This is a genomic window from Pseudomonas azotoformans, from assembly GCF_001579805.1.
Taxonomy (GTDB): Bacteria; Pseudomonadota; Gammaproteobacteria; order Pseudomonadales; family Pseudomonadaceae; genus Aquipseudomonas; species Aquipseudomonas azotoformans_A.
The window spans coordinates 1,667,057-1,683,227 of sequence record NZ_CP014546.1 but is presented as its reverse complement, the minus strand read 5'-3'; the positions used below and the strand labels follow the sequence as shown (position 1 = coordinate 1,683,227).

11 protein-coding genes and 1 pseudogene are annotated in these 16,171 nt (G+C 61.9%); all 12 read right to left on the bottom strand.

Going from position 1 to position 16,171, the window contains the following annotated elements:
• Positions 1 to 23 precede the first annotated feature (23 nt).
• The 12 genes and pseudogenes from AYR47_RS07840 to AYR47_RS07785 all read right to left on the bottom strand — a co-directional run bounded on the left by AYR47_RS07840 (position 24) and on the right by AYR47_RS07785 (position 16,108).
• Positions 24 to 1,748, bottom strand: coding sequence for a ShlB/FhaC/HecB family hemolysin secretion/activation protein (locus tag AYR47_RS07840; RefSeq protein ID WP_061434807.1), 1,725 nt, complete (start codon positions 1,746 to 1,748; stop codon positions 24 to 26).
• A gap of 366 nt (positions 1,749 to 2,114) precedes the next feature.
• Positions 2,115 to 2,597 carry a poly-beta-1,6-N-acetyl-D-glucosamine biosynthesis protein PgaD gene (pgaD, locus tag AYR47_RS07835; protein WP_033900133.1) on the bottom strand — a complete coding sequence of 161 codons (483 nt, stop codon included), beginning with the start codon at positions 2,595 to 2,597 and terminating at the stop codon, positions 2,115 to 2,117.
• A 2-nt stretch (positions 2,598 to 2,599) separates the two neighbouring features.
• Positions 2,600 to 3,940 (bottom strand): poly-beta-1,6-N-acetyl-D-glucosamine synthase, encoded by a 1,341-nt coding sequence (pgaC, locus tag AYR47_RS07830; RefSeq protein ID WP_061434806.1) that lies wholly within the window; start codon positions 3,938 to 3,940, stop codon positions 2,600 to 2,602.
• A gap of 2 nt (positions 3,941 to 3,942) precedes the next feature.
• Positions 3,943 to 5,940: a poly-beta-1,6-N-acetyl-D-glucosamine N-deacetylase PgaB gene (pgaB, locus tag AYR47_RS07825; RefSeq protein ID WP_061434805.1), complete on the bottom strand. Its 1,998-nt coding sequence runs from the start codon at positions 5,938 to 5,940 to the stop codon at positions 3,943 to 3,945.
• 12 nt (positions 5,941 to 5,952) lie between these two features.
• Positions 5,953 to 8,434 (bottom strand): annotated as a pseudogene (gene pgaA, locus AYR47_RS07820) (poly-beta-1,6 N-acetyl-D-glucosamine export porin PgaA).
• 300 nt (positions 8,435 to 8,734) lie between these two features.
• Positions 8,735 to 10,231, bottom strand: coding sequence for a YdgA family protein (locus AYR47_RS07815; RefSeq protein WP_033900126.1), 1,497 nt, complete (start codon positions 10,229 to 10,231; stop codon positions 8,735 to 8,737).
• Between the two features lie 145 nt (positions 10,232 to 10,376).
• Positions 10,377 to 11,009 (bottom strand): hypothetical protein, encoded by a 633-nt coding sequence (locus AYR47_RS07810; protein ID WP_033900124.1) that lies wholly within the window; start codon positions 11,007 to 11,009, stop codon positions 10,377 to 10,379.
• Between the two features lie 81 nt (positions 11,010 to 11,090).
• Entirely contained in the window at positions 11,091 to 12,533 is a 1,443-nt protein-coding gene (locus AYR47_RS07805; RefSeq protein ID WP_033900123.1) for an efflux transporter outer membrane subunit, read from the bottom strand.
• Positions 12,530 to 13,420 (bottom strand): efflux RND transporter periplasmic adaptor subunit, encoded by an 891-nt coding sequence (locus AYR47_RS07800; protein WP_038842430.1) that lies wholly within the window; start codon positions 13,418 to 13,420, stop codon positions 12,530 to 12,532. Before AYR47_RS07800 ends, AYR47_RS07805 begins: the two co-directional genes overlap by 4 nt.
• A complete protein-coding gene (locus AYR47_RS07795; RefSeq protein WP_010214247.1) occupies positions 13,417 to 13,626 on the bottom strand; it encodes a DUF1656 domain-containing protein in 210 nt (69 codons plus the stop codon). The genes AYR47_RS07800 and AYR47_RS07795 overlap by 4 nt, the downstream gene beginning before the upstream one ends.
• Entirely contained in the window at positions 13,623 to 15,701 is a 2,079-nt protein-coding gene (locus AYR47_RS07790) for an FUSC family protein (protein ID WP_061434803.1), read from the bottom strand. The genes AYR47_RS07795 and AYR47_RS07790 overlap by 4 nt, the downstream gene beginning before the upstream one ends.
• Positions 15,698 to 16,108, bottom strand: coding sequence for a MarR family winged helix-turn-helix transcriptional regulator (locus AYR47_RS07785; protein ID WP_061434801.1), 411 nt, complete (start codon positions 16,106 to 16,108; stop codon positions 15,698 to 15,700). Before AYR47_RS07785 ends, AYR47_RS07790 begins: the two co-directional genes overlap by 4 nt.
• Between the last annotated feature and the right edge of the window lie 63 nt (positions 16,109 to 16,171).

Below are 16,171 nucleotides of genomic sequence, written 5' to 3'. Positions count from 1 at the left end.
AATCTCAAGGCAGCGGCGTTGAATTACAGGAAGAAATCCAGGCGGAAATAGATCGGCGCTTCGCGCTCGGTCACCACGCCAGGTCGCTCCAGGGAATGGGCAAAGGTCACACTGGTGCTGACGTATTTGCCGCGGGCGAACAGCTCGACGGAATTACTCGATACGCGCCCATGCTCGTCATCGTTGTAGCGATCGTTGCGAATCACGCCCTGGTCATATCCGACACTGGCGCCGTATTCGGCGAAGGCCGGACGCATCCAGTCCAGGGTGACCGGTCGCGCCCAGCGCACTTCGTTGCGCCAGTAGCCACCGCTGTCGCCGTTCAGTTGCTGGTCCTTGAAACCGCGCACCGAGTAGGACCCTCCCAGGCTCATGCGTTGCGGTGAATACAGGACGTCTTCACTACGTTGCCCGGTGGCGAGGCTGGAAAAACTCAACGACTCGCCCCACAACGTAAAGGGTTGCAGGTAGCTCATGGTGGCGGTGTATTTGCGATAGCGCGGCGTCGCCGTGAGGTTGCCCTGGGCGTCCCGTTCTTGCCGATTGCTTTGCGCATCAAACGCACCGATACCGTTTTGCATGCCCACATCCAGGTTGACGAAGGCACTGCCGATTCGCCGCCCGTGGGTGAGGCCGACCTGGAACTCGCTGAGGCGGTTGCTGCTGGTCGGCAGGCGTGCGTCGAGCACGTAGTTGTTGGTGCGCAGGTGCGTCAGGCCGACGTTGACCGAGGTTTTGCTCACATCGTCACGATGGATCACGCGTTCGGCGCGCAGTTGGTGGTTCTGGCTGTCGCCGTTCTGCTTGAACTTGAAGTCATCGACCCTGCCGAAGGTGCGGTATTCACTCTCGCTGTAGCTGTAGCTGAAGTTCCACCAGCCCCACGGCAGGTTGTAATAGAGCATGCTGCTTTTCGAGGTTTTCTGGTGGTCGCTGATGGCGTCGTGGCCGCCACGCAGAATCAGCTGATCGGCCAGGCCTAACGGGCTGTCCCATTCCAGGCCCGCGCCCCATTGCTGTTCGCCGGTACTTTTCTGGCCGTCGTTGTTGCGTGACAGGCTGGCACGCCAGGGCTTTTGTGGCGTGTTCTTGACCCGCACTTCACTGCCGCCGACCTGGCTGCCAGGGGTCAATTCCATCTGCGCCTGCTTGGAGGGCAAGCGGCTGAGTTGGTCCACCAGTTGCTCGACTTCCCGCAGGTTCAGCGCCTCGCCGACCTTGCCGGGAAACGCCATCGCCAGTTCGCGATCAGTCACATTGCTGCCCTGTGCGCCCTTCAAACCTTCGAGTTTGCCTTCGACCACCAGCACCTGGAGATGACCGCTGGAGAGGTCTTGTTGCGGCAGGTAGGCACGGCTGGTGACCCAGCCCTTGGCGATGTAGTAGTCAGTGATGACTTTGAGCAATTCATTGAGCTGTGCAACGCCCAAGCACTGGCCGACATAGGGTTTGAGCAGCAGTCTGCGGTCGCCGCCGGACAGGCTGTCGGCGCCCTTGAGTTCGATGTCCTGGATGGGAAAGCAACGGGTGTCCGCTGGCAGCGCCGGGGCCTGGGGCTGGGTGTCTTTGCCGGGCAGGTCCTGGAGCTCTTCCAGGCGCCGGCGCTGCTCTTCGAGGAGGCGGTTCTGGCGGTCGCGGATCAGGTCCTGATCCCCAGGCGTAGGAGCGGCCGTGGCGCTGTTCAGGCTCAAATAGGCGAGCAGGAAAGTGCACAGCAGATACCGAGTCCGTGGCAGTAACAAAGACATGTTCGATCCATCGAAAATCAAGGGCCGGCAAACTAACATCGAACTTGCACCAACTCAAAAACAAGAGTTAGTTGCACATTCGTACTAGCTAATCATGCAAGCTGTTGATTAATAACAACTAAAAATAATCAAAGAGATACATGGCCTGTCACTGGAATTATTATTCCGACAAGCGGCAGCACTATTGATCGCGATTCGTCGGATAACTTATAAATTGCCATTAGTTGGCCATCAAGTTATTGCCGAGATAGGTTAGTACCGGAAAAAGCAGAAAAGTTCGCGGAGGTTTTGTGAATTGGATCCCATTTGTCGGGATTAAACCGGATCGTTCCCACCTTGCGTGGGAACGATCTTCCTGCATGTTTCTTAGCCAGCGTCTTTGTTCTGGTCCTTGCCAGGCACCAGGGTCAGCCCGGGCTTTTCCACATCACGGGAAACATGGGATTTGACCTGCGCCACACCACCGTCCTCATCGTTGTGGATCACCAGCACCCCAGGCCGACGCAGTTGCTCCAAGTCACCTTCGCCCAGACTGAAGCTCTCGCTCAGGTTCTTATCGGTGAGCGCCTTGGCCTCGGCGCGACGCTGGGCAAACTTGCGCCCTTTGCGTTGCTGGTAGCGCGCCCAGGTGACCAGGATCACGGCGTTGAACAATGCAATCCACAGGTACACCTGCAAGGTATTGAGCGCGGCAAAGATCGGCGCTTCGATACGCGGGCCATCGTGGGTCTCCAGCATCGAGCTGATCCCACGTGCCAGCAACCAAATCAGGCCGGCCCAGGCCATCAGGGTCAACAGCACGTCGATGATCCACATCACCAGCCGTTGGCGAGTTCTGACCAGTTTCATGATCACGCCTCCTCTTCAGTGGGTTTGATACCGCGATCCGGGCTGACCCAGCGCGCACGCTTCTGATGCTGGTTGAACAACACCTTGGGAAAACTGACCAGGGTGGTAAACAGGCTGACCAGCCAGAACACCATCGGGTACCACACGGTCCAGAACAGGGTTTTCCACAGGTCCTTCTCGTAGCGGCGGTCGATGATGATGCTCACGGCAAACTGCAACAGACACACCATGGCCAATACCAAGCCGGTGAACGCCGGTGGCATCAGGGAGTCGACCGCAATCGCTTGAGGCAGCGGGATAAATTTACCCACGCCCCAGAAGATCACCGACAACAGGAAGGTGAACGCCCAACCGGTGGACAGGCAGTATTCGAACAACAGCGGCCACAGGTAGCGATGACGCCATTGCCAGATGCCACGGATATTCTTGAACAGCACCTCGGCGCCACCCTGGGCCCAACGCAGACGCTGTTTCCACAGGCCGCCGACGGTTTCGGGCATGAGGATCCAGCACAGGGCGCGGGGCTCGTAGAAGATGCTCCAGTGATCGAGCTGCAGCTTCCAACTGACATCGATGTCCTCGGTGATCATGTCGGTGCTCCAGTAGTCGATGCGGTCCAGCGCCTTTTTACGGAACGCGACCACTACACCCGACACCGTGAAGATCCGGCCAAACACCCGTTGCGTGCGCTTGATCAAGCCGATGATCGAAGAGAATTCACCGACCTGTACGCGGCCGATCAAGGTCGAGCGTGTGCGGATGCGCGGGTTGCCGGTCACAGCACCCAGGCGCGGGTTATCCAGCATGGGCGCCACCATGTAGGCCGCCGCGTTTTTATCCAGCAACGCGTCGCCATCGATGCACACCAGGAACTCGCTGCGCGCCGCCACGGCGCCCATGCGCAAGGCCACGGCCTTGCCTTGGTTCTGCGCCAGGTGCAGCACGCGCAGGCGCGGGTTCTCCAGCGCCAGGGCGTCGAGCACGGCGGCGGTGTTGTCCTTGGAGCCATCGTTCACCGCGATCACTTCGATGTTCGGGTAGAGCTGACCCAGTGCCGCATGGATGGTGTCGGCGGCGTTATCCCCTTCGTTGTAGCAAGGGATGATGATCGAGATCAGCGGGTTGCCGGCCAAGGTCGGCGCCGGTGTGTCTTCTTCCCAGGGCCAGTGGCGCTCCCAGTGCAGCCAGAAATACAGGCCGCCTGCGATCCACAACGCCGACATGAACAGCGGGTAGAAAAACACAAAGTCCATCAGGAACTGCCCGGTGACCAGGAAGATCAGGCCCAGGGGCACACCCAATACCAATGCCAGCACGAATAAAGCCAAGAGTCTGTCGAACATGGTCAAGGGTTCCATTGGTTGGAAAGGGCCGGACGCACAGTCTTCAGGTCCGGGGAGTTTTCCAGGAAGTTGTCCGGGTAGTAGCCAAAACTCGTGACACCCTGGCGCTTGAGTACACCCATCCATTCAGCCATCTGCTTGGCGTTGATGTCCGGTGCGGCCTGGGTGCGCCAGTCTTTGGCTTGCAGTTCAAACACGGTGCGCTCCATGGCACCGGGGCGCGCCTTGACCGTGGCGACCAGCTTCTCCAACCAGGCATTGGAGTTGCTGTACTCCTGGCCTTCCATCAGCGGCATGGCCATGGGCGCGGTCCAGTCGTAGGTCTGCAGGAAATCATCCAGGTTCTGCGCAAACCAGGCTTCGCTGCCGGGGTTGAGCATCGGCTCGGCGAAGATATTGCGCGCGGTCAGTATTTGCGGCCCACCGATGGCGCGGACCTTGGCAGTCAGCTCCTTGGTGAAGTCGATCAGGTAGCGGCTCTTGAAGCGGGTCCAACGCTGCATCACGGCCGGGTCGGCACGCAGCGCCTCAATGGTGTCCGGCAGACCCGCAGCGGCATAGGCCTTGAGCGCGGCGGGGCTGGCATCTTCGAAATCGTTGAACACCGCATCGTCGTGGTACAGCACGCCGTCGATGGCGTTGTTGCGCGCCAGGTCCTCGTAGATCTCACCGATAATCTTGCGCACCTGCGGGTCGAACGGCGACAGGCGCTTGTACTGGTCCGGGTCGAGGCCGACCTGGCCGGTTTTCGGGTCCCAGCGCGTTACGCGGGGCAACTTGGGGTCGAGGGCGAAGCTGAGAACCGGCATCCACGCATACACGCTGGCATGGGCACGGGTGTGCAACTGCCAGGAGACGCGGTTGAACAGGTCGGCGCGTACCGGCAAGTGGCGGTTGGGGAAGTACACCGAATGCACCAGGCCGTCACCCTTGGGATCGGCGAAGGCTTGCAGGAACACAGTGCCCGCACCCATGTCCACCACGCGCTGCACAAGCTGGTCGAGGTTGCGTGCCTGTTGAGCCGGATCCGGGTCGTAGACGTTATCCAAGTCCACATGCAACACGCGCATCGGCGCCTTGGCTTGCACCGCGACCATGCTGTTGGCGAAATGCTCGCCATCCGGGTCGGAGGCGACCAGGAAGCGTGGGCTGTTCATCAGGTCACTGGAGCTGTCGAGGCCATCTTCCAGGGTCAGGGCCATCTGGTAGCCCTGCTCGCCAATGATCGCCAGCGAAGTGCCTTTGGCGGCACCGTAAGGCCACACCCACACCCGTGGTTTCTTGCCGGTAACCTTTTGGATCTTGTTGGAGATCGCTGCAACGTCAGCACGCATCCGCGCATCGAACTGCGCCTGGCTTTCATAGCGCCCGGTGGCCGGATCAAAACGCAGCGAGGTCGCTGCCGGCTCCAGGTTGCCCTGGGGGTTGGCCAGGATGCCCTTGTGGTTGTTGTCGGTGTGCGCGGCGATTTCCACCAGGCCCGATTGGGACACTTCGCGGATCTGCTGCCAGGTCAGGAACTCGCCACGCGGCCGTGGCTGGCCGGCGAAGTCCACCGGTTGGTTCATCGGCGTGTCGATCCAGTAGCCCACCGGCGCCAGCAGGGCCGGCCAGCGATAGGCACGCAGGATCGGCATCACACGGGTGTAGAAGCTCGAATAGCCATCGTCAAAGCTGAGCATGATCGCCTTGGGCGGCAACTCAGGCCCACCGTTGCGGGCCGCCAGGATCTGGTCGACGCTGACCGCCTTGTAGCCGTTCTCGCGCAGCCAGGCCAACTGCTCGATCAAACGCTCGGTGCGCACGGCCACCACCGCCTGATCGGGGTCGCGATCCTCGACGTCGTGGTAGGCAATGCCCAGGAAATGGTTTTTCGGCCACGGCGCTTCGTTGGCCGGTGTCGGCCGCTCGGCGGGTGGAGTGAAAGGCGCGGGTTGCTGGGCACAGGCACTGGCCAGCATTACGCCCAGAATCAACAAGCAACGGCTGAGGACGGTCATGGTCAGGCTCTTCTAGAAACGGTAAGTGAGGTCGACGAGCAGACGCAGATCGCGTTCGCGATCACCGTCGTAAGGTCGGCTGATCAGGCTCAGGTTGGCGCCGGCTTCCAGCACATCGTTCCAGCGATAGCGTTGGCCGTAGCCCACCAGACCGATGCCACCGGTGGAATAATCCTGCTGGCTATACGTACCCGCACCGACCTGGAACTGCTGACTCCACTGGGTCTCGTAGCGGTGATAGAGCACATGATTGATGTTGAGGACAGGCAACACGGTGAAGTCTGACTTCGGATTGAAGTAGATCGTGTCCTCCTTGCTGTTGCGGCTGGCACCCACTTCCAGGCCCAGGTCTACTTGCACCTTGGGCGAGCTGTAGAGGCCTTCGCGGCCGCTGAGCAAGGCTTCGAAGCGGTCGTTGCCGTCGCTGAAATGGGACGGGCTGAGGGTCAGTTTCCACTCGCGGCTTTCATTGGCGCGCCAGCGGATAAAACCGCTGCCGCCGTTGGCCGTGATCCCTTCATTCAACGCCCGCAGCGGCGTGGTGGACAGCAGGTAGCCGAGGCTGCCGCCGTATTGCCAGTTGTCGTTGATGTCGCGGGCAATCGACACGGCAGCGCCTTGTTTGGAGCCATCGCCGTAGGAGTGGTTGGAGACCTCGGCTTCAATGGTCATGTCGCGGGTACGCCGTTCTACGCCAACGACTTGCCAACGGTGGTGACCGGTGCCTTCTTCAAAGTCGGCAGTGGCATAGCCGGCACCGGCGAACACGCGCCAGTCTTCGTCGATGGGCGGCGTGTAGATCCGGCTTTCAATGCCCCAGTCGCGGCTACCCGAGACGGCACCGGCATCGCCGTTGTTGCCGCCGCCGAAGCTTTTACCGGTGTAGGCCTCGACCCGCAACTCGGCCATGTCGTGCACATCGCGCAGGCGACTGAGGCGCTGCACTTGGCGGTTGTCGGGATTACGGGCGACCACGTCGTCGGTGAGGATGTCGAGCTGACGCCATTCCTGCAGGTCCAGGGCGGTGAAGCCTTGGGACATTTCCAGGCCGATGTCACGCGGGCTTTGCGCTTCGGTTTCCTTGAGCGATTGCTCGGCGCGCCGTGGCCAGTCGCGGGCGCGGTACATCTCGGCTTGCGCCAGGCGCAGGCCGATGCTGCCAGGCGCCTTGCCGACCAGTTCTTCCAGAGCCTTTTCGCTGGACGGCAGGTCGGAACCATAGGTGCCGGCCTGGGCGGCCAATTGTTGGGCGTCCATCCACTCATCGTTAGGGTTGCCGATGGGCAGCCCCTTGAGTTCAACCCGGGGTTTCTGGCTATCAGCCAGGTTCTTGGCGACGGCCCGCGCTTCGTCCACCTGGTCGTTTTCGAGCAAGGCATAGAACAAAGCGGTGCTGTCTTCAACGCGGTCGCCCACGTCCGCATCGGGCGCGCTCAGCGCTTGGCGATACAACGGCGCCGCCTTTTCCGGCAGGCGCTGGTCGAGGTAGGACGCGGCCACCCAACGCACCGCATAGGTGGGCAACTGCACACCTTCGGCCTGGAGGGTTTCGTACTCGCGGATCACCTCGGCGGTGCGCGCCCGCGCCTTGAGCGCACCCAGGCGATCGATACGCCAGCGCACCACGTCGTCTTTGGCCGTGGGGTCCGGGGTCCAGCGGGCGAGGAGTTGGTCATAGCCCTGCAAGGCGCGATCGGCGATGACGTAGCGTTCTTTCTCGGTGCGCGTGGCGAACTCGGCCATGCGCACGCGCTCGGCGGCCAGGTCGCCTTCCAGGCGACGCTGGGTCACCGGGTCGACAAGACCGGGGCGTTGGGCAGACAGGCGCAATGCAGGTTCGGGCAGACGTGCCTTTTGCAAGGCAACGACGTATTCGCGGGCTACTTCCGGCTTGTCGCCTGCGCGGACAAACGCCTGGTCGAATTCGTGCAGCGCGTCGTACTGCAAGCCCGCGCGGGTCAGCGCATAGCCCAGGGCCATGCGTCGATTCGGATCATCCGGTTTGGCAGCCACCAGCGCGCGAGCGCGTTGTACCGCTTCGCTGGCTTTGCCGCCGTCAGCCTGGGTAAGGGCCAGGCCCCAGTTGCAGGTCGACATTGCTCGGCTCCCGCAGCAACGCCTTGCGATAGACCGCCTCGGCCTGCGCCCACTGCTTCTGGTTGCGATAGGTGCGCGCGACCGTGGCCAGGGCCTGGGCGGTCAAGTTGCGATTCTGACCCTGTGCCTCATACACCTTGAGCACTTCGGCATCCTGGCCGGCCCAACCGGCAATCACCAGGTGGTCGCTGATCTGGCCTGGCGTCTGGCGCTCGGCAGGCAGTTGGCGCAGTTGAGTCAAGGCGGGTGTGAAATTGCCGTTGCGCGCCTGGATGATCAGGGCGTCATAAGCCGGGTCGGCCATGGCGAAGGTGGGCATCAGCAACTGGCTGCACAAGGTTACCCCGATGAGCAGCCGTAACCGGCCTGAGGCACTGAGTGGGAGGTTTCGCAGCATATCGTGAGCTTCCTTACACACGGAAAGCTGTAACGATAGGTGGTCCTGAGCAATTTGCATCAGGGTGTCGGCGTCTCGTGACCCGACCTAGCTTTCCTGTATGAACTATCCCCGACGCCTGTATGAAAAAGGACAATTCATAACAATTGTTCAGAATTGCCCTACAAATCTGAAAAACCAATGGGGGAGCGGCCTTGCCTGCGATGAAGGGTGGCTAATCGACATGAGTGCCGGCCTTTTGACCCTTATCGCGGACAACCCCGCTCCCCCATTAATTATTTCTGGGCGATGGCGAAATCTTTACTGCGCGCCGCCGACCGCACCGACCTTGGACATCACAAAGCCGATGAACTGCTCGACGGTCATCTTCTGGCCGTTGAAGGTCACTTCATTGTTGGCGTAATGCAGCTTGGAGACCACGTCGCTGCCGACCAGCGTTGCCAGCTGTGTGCCGACCGCCATGCCGCTGACCATCTCGCTCGCCATCTGGGATTGCTGCTCGATGGCTTTAGGGTCGGTCACACCACCGACCTGCGCTTGCAGGGCGGCAACGTCAGCGATCATTGGCTTGGACAGGGTCAGGTTGGCGTCCAGCAGCGAGACCATTTGCTTGCCCAACTCAACCGGTGGCAGCTCCATGGAGGTCGGCTTGGCCAGGTCCAGCACCAGATTGAACTTGCTTTCGCCGTGGGTGGTTTTCAGCGACAGGTTTTCCAGCGCCAGATGCGGCTTGGCGGCCAGCAATTGGTTGACGTTGGCTTCTGCCAGGGTCTGCTCGGCTTCGGTCAGTTGCAGCTCAGGCACCGGTTGACCGGCGGCGGCAGCGGCCTGCACCGGCTGCATTTTGTCTTGATACAGCTTGGTCAGCACCAGGCCGGACGGCACGTCGATGTTCTTCAAGCTCAGGGCCATGGCAGCAGAGCCGACTGGTTTGCCCTGGTAGCCGATCTCGTCGATCTTGTAGTCGACGCGACCGGACATGTTGTTGTCCTTGATTTCGCTGGTGTCTTTCTGCTCGAAGCCCTTGAGGGTCAGCACGGCTTTCTGCGGGCCGAAGGTAAGCTTGGTATCGCTCAGTTCTACGGTGTTCTGCCCGGTGTAGAAGCCGAAGGTGGATTTTTCCAGGTTGCTGGCCACGGTCAGGCCGGCGAGCTCGGCGTTGAACGGCGCGCCATTGGCGTCGACTACGTCCAGCTTGAGGCTGTTCATGTAGCCATCCACCTTGACCTTCTTGCCCTCGGCGGTGCTGTCGAAGTCCAGGTTCAGGCCGGAGAAGCTCACCGAGGAGGTCTCGTCCTTGAATTCCAGCGGCAGCAATTCGAGGTTGCCGGTGACCGAACGGCTGTAGCCGATATTGGCCACGCCCTTGAGCGGCGACACGTCTTTGGCGGCGGCGAACCATTTTTCGGTGGTGGCGTTTTTTTCCAGCTCATAGTGACTGGTGGCCATGACCGGCAGCCACTTCAGCGACACCAGGCGCGAGAACGGCAACGGGCCGTGTTCGATATGGTCGACAAACAGCAGCTCGGGGTTCGGGTTCTGCTCGCCGAAGAATGAGCCCTGGCCCTTGAGGCGGTAGTGCGCGGTGCTGCTGAACAGGCCACGGTCCAGGGACACCAGCTCCAGGGCCACGGTGCCGTCGACGCCGGCCATGGAACGTTGCAGTTCCTTGTTGGCGTCTTGCACCGCCGTTTGCAGCACCGGCTCCAGCTGCTTACCGGTGTACCAGGCACCGCCTGCACTGACAACGCCGACGGCGACAACGAAACCCAAAAGAACAACGGCTGGCTTATTCATGAAGTGACCTGATCAAATCCTGTGAGAAGTGGGCTGTCTTCCTTGAACCCATAAGGGTTGGCTCAAGCCCGCCAAAAGCGGGGGAAGATTAGCACTGGCGGCCGCGAACGGCCCAGCTTTTCAGAGGGATCAGATCAGCACTAGTTCAGGAATACTCCAGCTCAATTTCATCCAACTGGTGGTCGAAACTCTTCAGGCGTGCCGTCCAGGTGTACACCAGCACCTCAAACTCGCGGTGTATCACGGCATTGCCGGGGGTGTCGGCCTTGGGGTCGCAGAAGTCCAGTTGGTAGCGCTCGCGGGCCATTTGCGTGGCCACGTCGGACAATTCCCGCGCGTTATTCAGCCAGTGCCTACCGTCCGCGACTTGCTGATCGAGTGCCACGCACTGTTTTTTCAGGACTTCGAGGCTTTTTTCCAGGGGCGTGCCGGTCAGGTCGCCCATGACCTCCTGAAAGGTGCGCCCCGGTTGCCAGTAGCTGCCCCAGAAGTAGCGGTCGAACACGGTCTCAACGCGGCGCAACGCGACCTTGGTGTCCCAGATCGCCACGCGAGTCTTGCCTTGTTCGAGGAGTTTTTTCTTCACCCGTTGGTTCTGGTAGGAGGCCCAGGCCACGACGCCGATGGAGAGGGTGCCGATCACCAGGCATGCGCTGTCGAGAAACACCATCGCCTTGTCGAGTTGGTGAGCCAGCATGACGCCGTAGAAATAAGCAGCCGATAACAGCACCAGTGCGAAGAGCACGCACCAGAAAGCGGGAGCATAAGGGTTTTTCATTATTGGAATCCCCATGAGCAAACGCGAGCAGTGTCAGGCGAATCGTCACGGCGATCCGCCTGTCAAAGCATAGCTATTTGCTCAGGGTTTGCTGGCCGGCGCAGGTTGCGTTCGTCCGCTTTCCCAGCCGCCGCCCAGTGCCAGGAACAGGTCGATCTGGCTCATGGCAACCTGGGTGTTGGCGGCGGCCAGTTGCGCGAGCACATCGGTGTAGGTGCGGGTGGCTTGCAGGTCGGCCAGGAACGACGCACGGCCGGCCTGGAAGAAGCGGTGGGTCTGGTCTGCGGCTTCGCGGGCAGACTCGCCCGCTTCGGCCAGGGCGTCGCGGCGTTGCAACTGCGCGGTGTATTGCGCGAGGCCGGTTTGGGTTTCGCGGATGGCGTTGAGCACCACACCGTCGAAATGCGCCAAAGCGCCCTGGGTCGCGGCCTCGGCTTCGTGGATACGGGCGCGGGCGCCGTTGGTCGGCACCGACCAGCTGATCAGCGGGCCAAAGCCCCAGCGGTTGGTCGCCGGAGTGCCCAGGTCATCGAGAATCCCGACAGTGCCCACCGTGGCGCCGATGCTGATGTCCGGGTACAGCGCGCCGGTGGCCACGCCGATACGTGCAGTCGCGGCGGCGAGTTGGCGTTCAGCCTGGCGCACATCCGGGCGACGCTTGAGCAGGGTCGCGCCGTCGCCCACCGGCAGCAACTGGGCGATGTGCGGCAGCTCGGCGCAGCTGGCGGTGCCCACCGGCAGTTGGTCCAGCGGCTTGGCCAGCAGCATCGACAGGCGGAACAACCCGGCCTGGCGTGCCGCTTCGTAGCGTGGCATGTCGGCGCGCAAGGATTTGTACTGGGTCTGCGAACGGGTCACTTGGGTTTCATCACCCCGCCCGGCGTCACGCAGGCGCTGGGTGAGCTGAGTGCTCTGGGCTTGCAGGTCGAGGGACTCGTTGGCAATCGCCAGTTCTTCGTTGGCCGCGCACACCTGGGTGTAGGAACGAACCACATCTGCCACCAGGGTGATACGCGCGATGTCGGCAGCCGCCTGGGCCGCGTCGGCACTGGCCTGGGCGCTTTCGATGCCGCGCTGCAGGGTGCCGAACAAGTCGAACTGGTAGGACGTGCTGATGCTGGCGCTGCCAATATTGGCCACTGGGACTTTCTCTGTCAGCAGAAAGGCTTCGCCCGACTCTTGCAGGCGCTGGGCCTCCGCCTTGGCGCCGGCGCTCCAGCCGCCTGCGGACTCCGCTTCCTGGGTCTGGAAACGCGCGCGTTGCAGGTTGGCGGCGGCCACACGCAAGTCGGTGTTGGAGGCCATTGCCTGGCGCACCAGCTCGTCCAGGCGCGGGTCTTTATAGAGCTTCCACCAGTCCGCCGGCACCGGCGCCGACACAACGTTGTTGCCCTCGCCCGCAATCTGCCCTTGCAGGTCGCCACGGTTGACGGCGGCTTTATCCGGCAGCGTGTAATCCGGCCCCACCACTTGGCAGGCCGACAGCAGCAAACCCAGCGCGGCGGTCGCCAACAGCTGCTTCATGGCTGGTCTCCGTCTTTAACCTTATCGCCGATGATCGAGACGGTAGCCGTACGCCCGGCGATCATGCGGAAGTCCGCCGGCACATCATCGAAGGCAATGCGCACCGGAATCCGCTGGGCCAGGCGCACCCAACTGAACGCCGGGTTGACGTTGGGCAACAGGTTGGAGCCGCTGCTGCGGTCGCGGTCTTCGATACCGGCAACGATGCTCTGCACATGGCCACGCAGGCGGGCGTTGTCACCAATCACACGGATGTCCACCGCCATGCCGACATGAATGCCGTCGAGCTTGGTCTCTTCGAAATAACCATCGATATGGAAGGAATTGCTGTCCACCACCGACAACACCGGGCGCCCGGCGGTGACGAACTCCTGGGTACGCGGCGCCCGGTCGTTGACGTAGCCGTCCACGGGGCTGCGGATCACCGAGCGGTCGAGGTTGAGCTGGGCGGAATCCACCGTCACCTGGGCTTCGGCCAGGGCCGATTGGGCACGGGCTACGCGGGACTGGCTTTCTTCCAGTTGCTCGCTGGGCACCAGGTTGCCGAGACCGCGGTTACGTTTGTACTCGCGCTGGGCCTGGGCCAGGGTTTCCTGGCGGTCGGCCACGGCGGCCTGGGCTTGGCGCAACGCCAGCTTGAAGCGGTCCTGGTCGACAGCAAAGAGCACTTGGCCCTTGGTCACCAACTGGTTGTCGCGCACGTCCACGCGCTGGATCAGCCCGGACACATCCGGCGCGATCTGCACGATGTCGGCACGGATGTGGCCGTCACGGGTCCAGGGGGCAAACATGTAGTACATGACCATGCGCCACACCACGACGACCGCAAACGTCACGATCAACAGCGTGAGGACTACACGGCCGATGGTCAAAAAAGGTTTTTTCATGTCATCAGGTATCGACTGAGTGAGTCCACCGCGCCCAGCAACAGCGCGTAGAGCCCCACATTGAACAATGCCCGGTGCCAGACCAGGCGATAGAAGTGGAGCCGGGTCAACAACCCGTGCACCACCAGGAACAACACGTACGTAATGCCCATCAGCACCAGCAGCGTGGGCAGGAACACCCCGCTGATATCCAGATCACCGATCATAAAGGCGCTCCATCAGGCAGCGGCGCTTCCATCTCGGTGCCGCCAATAAATTCCACGCCCGGCAGCAGCGACAGGCGCAAGCCCGCCAGCGCATGCAGCAGATGCAGGCGGGTGTCGTCTTCGTCTTGCAGGCCCTGGCCGTTGAGGGCGCGGCGCGTACGGTCCAGGGTCATCAGCAGACCGCTCGGCGCGGGCAAGCGTTCACCGGCCTTGAGGCACGCTTTGAAGTAACCGCCCACACCTTCGACGACTTGGTTGAGCAGCACCCGTGGCACGCCGAGAATGCGCGGCGAATAGGCGAGCAGATCAAGCAGGTTCAGCGCCACGCGCAAATCGCGCAGGGCGGTGCCGGTGTCCTGATTGATCAGGGCCAGGCGCGGCAGGTGCTGCATCAAGCGGTCAAGCATTTGCGCGGCCATGTGCCGGTGTTCGGCCAGGGTCGCGGGCTCGGTGAGGCTGACGATGTCGCGCCAGCTGAAACGCGTCAGGCGCTTGGCCGCCAGCTCGGCGCCGAAGGGCCGCGCGATCAGCGTCCACACAAAGGCGAACAGCAAACCCACCGGCCCCGCCAGGTTGACGTTGGCGAAGTTGAGAAAGTCGGCGTCATAGGCGCCCTGGATGCTGATGAACGACGAGGTGTTCACCAGCGTCAGCAACATACCCAGGTAAAAACGCGGCTGCACGGTGAGCGTGCCGATGCAGATAAACGGCACGGCGAACGCCAGCACCAGCATCGGAAAATCATGCAGGTTGGGCAGCACCAAAAACAGGTAGAGACTGGCGAACAGCACCGACATGGCGGTCCAGAAAAAGAACCGGTAGATCTGCGGCGCCGGGTCGTCCATCGAGGCAAAGAAACTGCAGGCGACGGCGGCCAGGATCACCGCGCTGCCGCCATCGGTCCAACCGAGCAGGATCCACAGCACCGAGGCAACGATGATCGCGGTGACCGTCGAAAACGCCGAGTAGAACATCAGCCCACGGTCGAGGAACGGCGTGAGCCGGCCCAGGCGCCAATGGCGGTAGACGGCGCGCCAGGTGTCCTGGCTTTCGCACTGGATGGCGGCTTGCAGGCTGCGGCAGTCTTGCCACAGGTCGATCCACTCTGCGAGGCGGTAGAGCGCGTTGGAGAACAGCAACGTGTGCCGGTCGTCCAGCGCTTCGCCCTGGGGTTGAGCGGCGTCGACCTGGTCACGCAGCACGCGCCAGCGTTCCAGGGGTGCTTGCTCGGTAGTGCTCTCCAGCCAGGCGTTGGCTTCTTCCAACAAAGGCTTGAGCGGATCAAGAAACTCCGGTGCGCGATGCTCGATGGCGTACACGGCATCATCCAGCGCATCGATGACCGGCAACAGGTGGATCATGCGCCCGCGCAGTTCCTTGGTGTTGCGCACCGTCTGCGGCCGGGCGCCTTCGTGGGGCAACTGGCCGATCATCAATTCAAGGGTGTTGAAGGTAGTGACCATGCCGCCGCGCAGGGTACTGATCTCTTCAGGCTCAACGTTGCGCGTCAGAAAGCGTTGGCTATAGACCTGAGCGTCGGCAAACCACTTGGCCACCGAGCCATCGAATACCGGCATCAGGCGGCGCGGCCAGAACATCGCGCCCACTACCGCTGCCACTGCGATACCCAGGAAGATTTCTTCGGTGCGCGCCTCGGCCACATCCCACACCGCCAGCGGGTTATCCACCACCGGCAAGGCGATCAGCGGCAAGGTGTACCCGGCCAGCATCAGCGCGTAGTTGTTGGCGGTGCGCAGGTGCATGGACAGAAACAACAACGTGCCGGTCCACAAGGCAATCACGACCACCAGCAGGTAGGGTGATTGCACGAACATCGGCACAAAAATCACCGCCGCCGCCGCGCCCATGAACGTGCCGATGGCGCGGTATAACGCCTTGGAACTGGTTGGGCCGACAAACGGGCTGGAAACGATATACACCGTGGCCATCGCCCAGTACGGACGCGGCATTTGCATGAGCATGGCGATGTACAACGCGATCATCGAGGCTGCAAAGGTGCGCACCCCGTAGAACCAATCACGGGCGGGCGGGAAACCGGTAAAAAATCCGTTCAAAGCGACGCCGCCTCGAAGGCGCGCAGCACTCGCAGCGCGGCTTCCATATCGCTGTGGGGAATGTCGACCAACACTTCCTTACGCAGGCGCACCAGTTGCACTTCCACCGCTTGCACCAACTCGCGGCCGCGCTCGGTCAGGCTCAACGCCTTGGCGCGACGGTCATGCACGTCTTCGGTGCGGCACACATAACCGTCGGTGCACAGGCGGTCGAGCAGGCGCACCAGCGACGGGCTTTCCATCCCCGACGCCTGGGCGACCTTGACCTGATGCACACCATCGCCCAAGCGGCCGATCATCAACAACGGCACGGCGCAGGCTTCGGAGATGCCATAGCTCACCAGCGTGGTCTGGCAGATTTTGCGCCAGTTACGGGCGCCCACCACCATGCTGCTGCTGAGGTTCATCTGGAGTTGTTCGAGGGATTGAGGCACTGGATAGTTCGCATACAGTTAGTTTGCTAACTATCA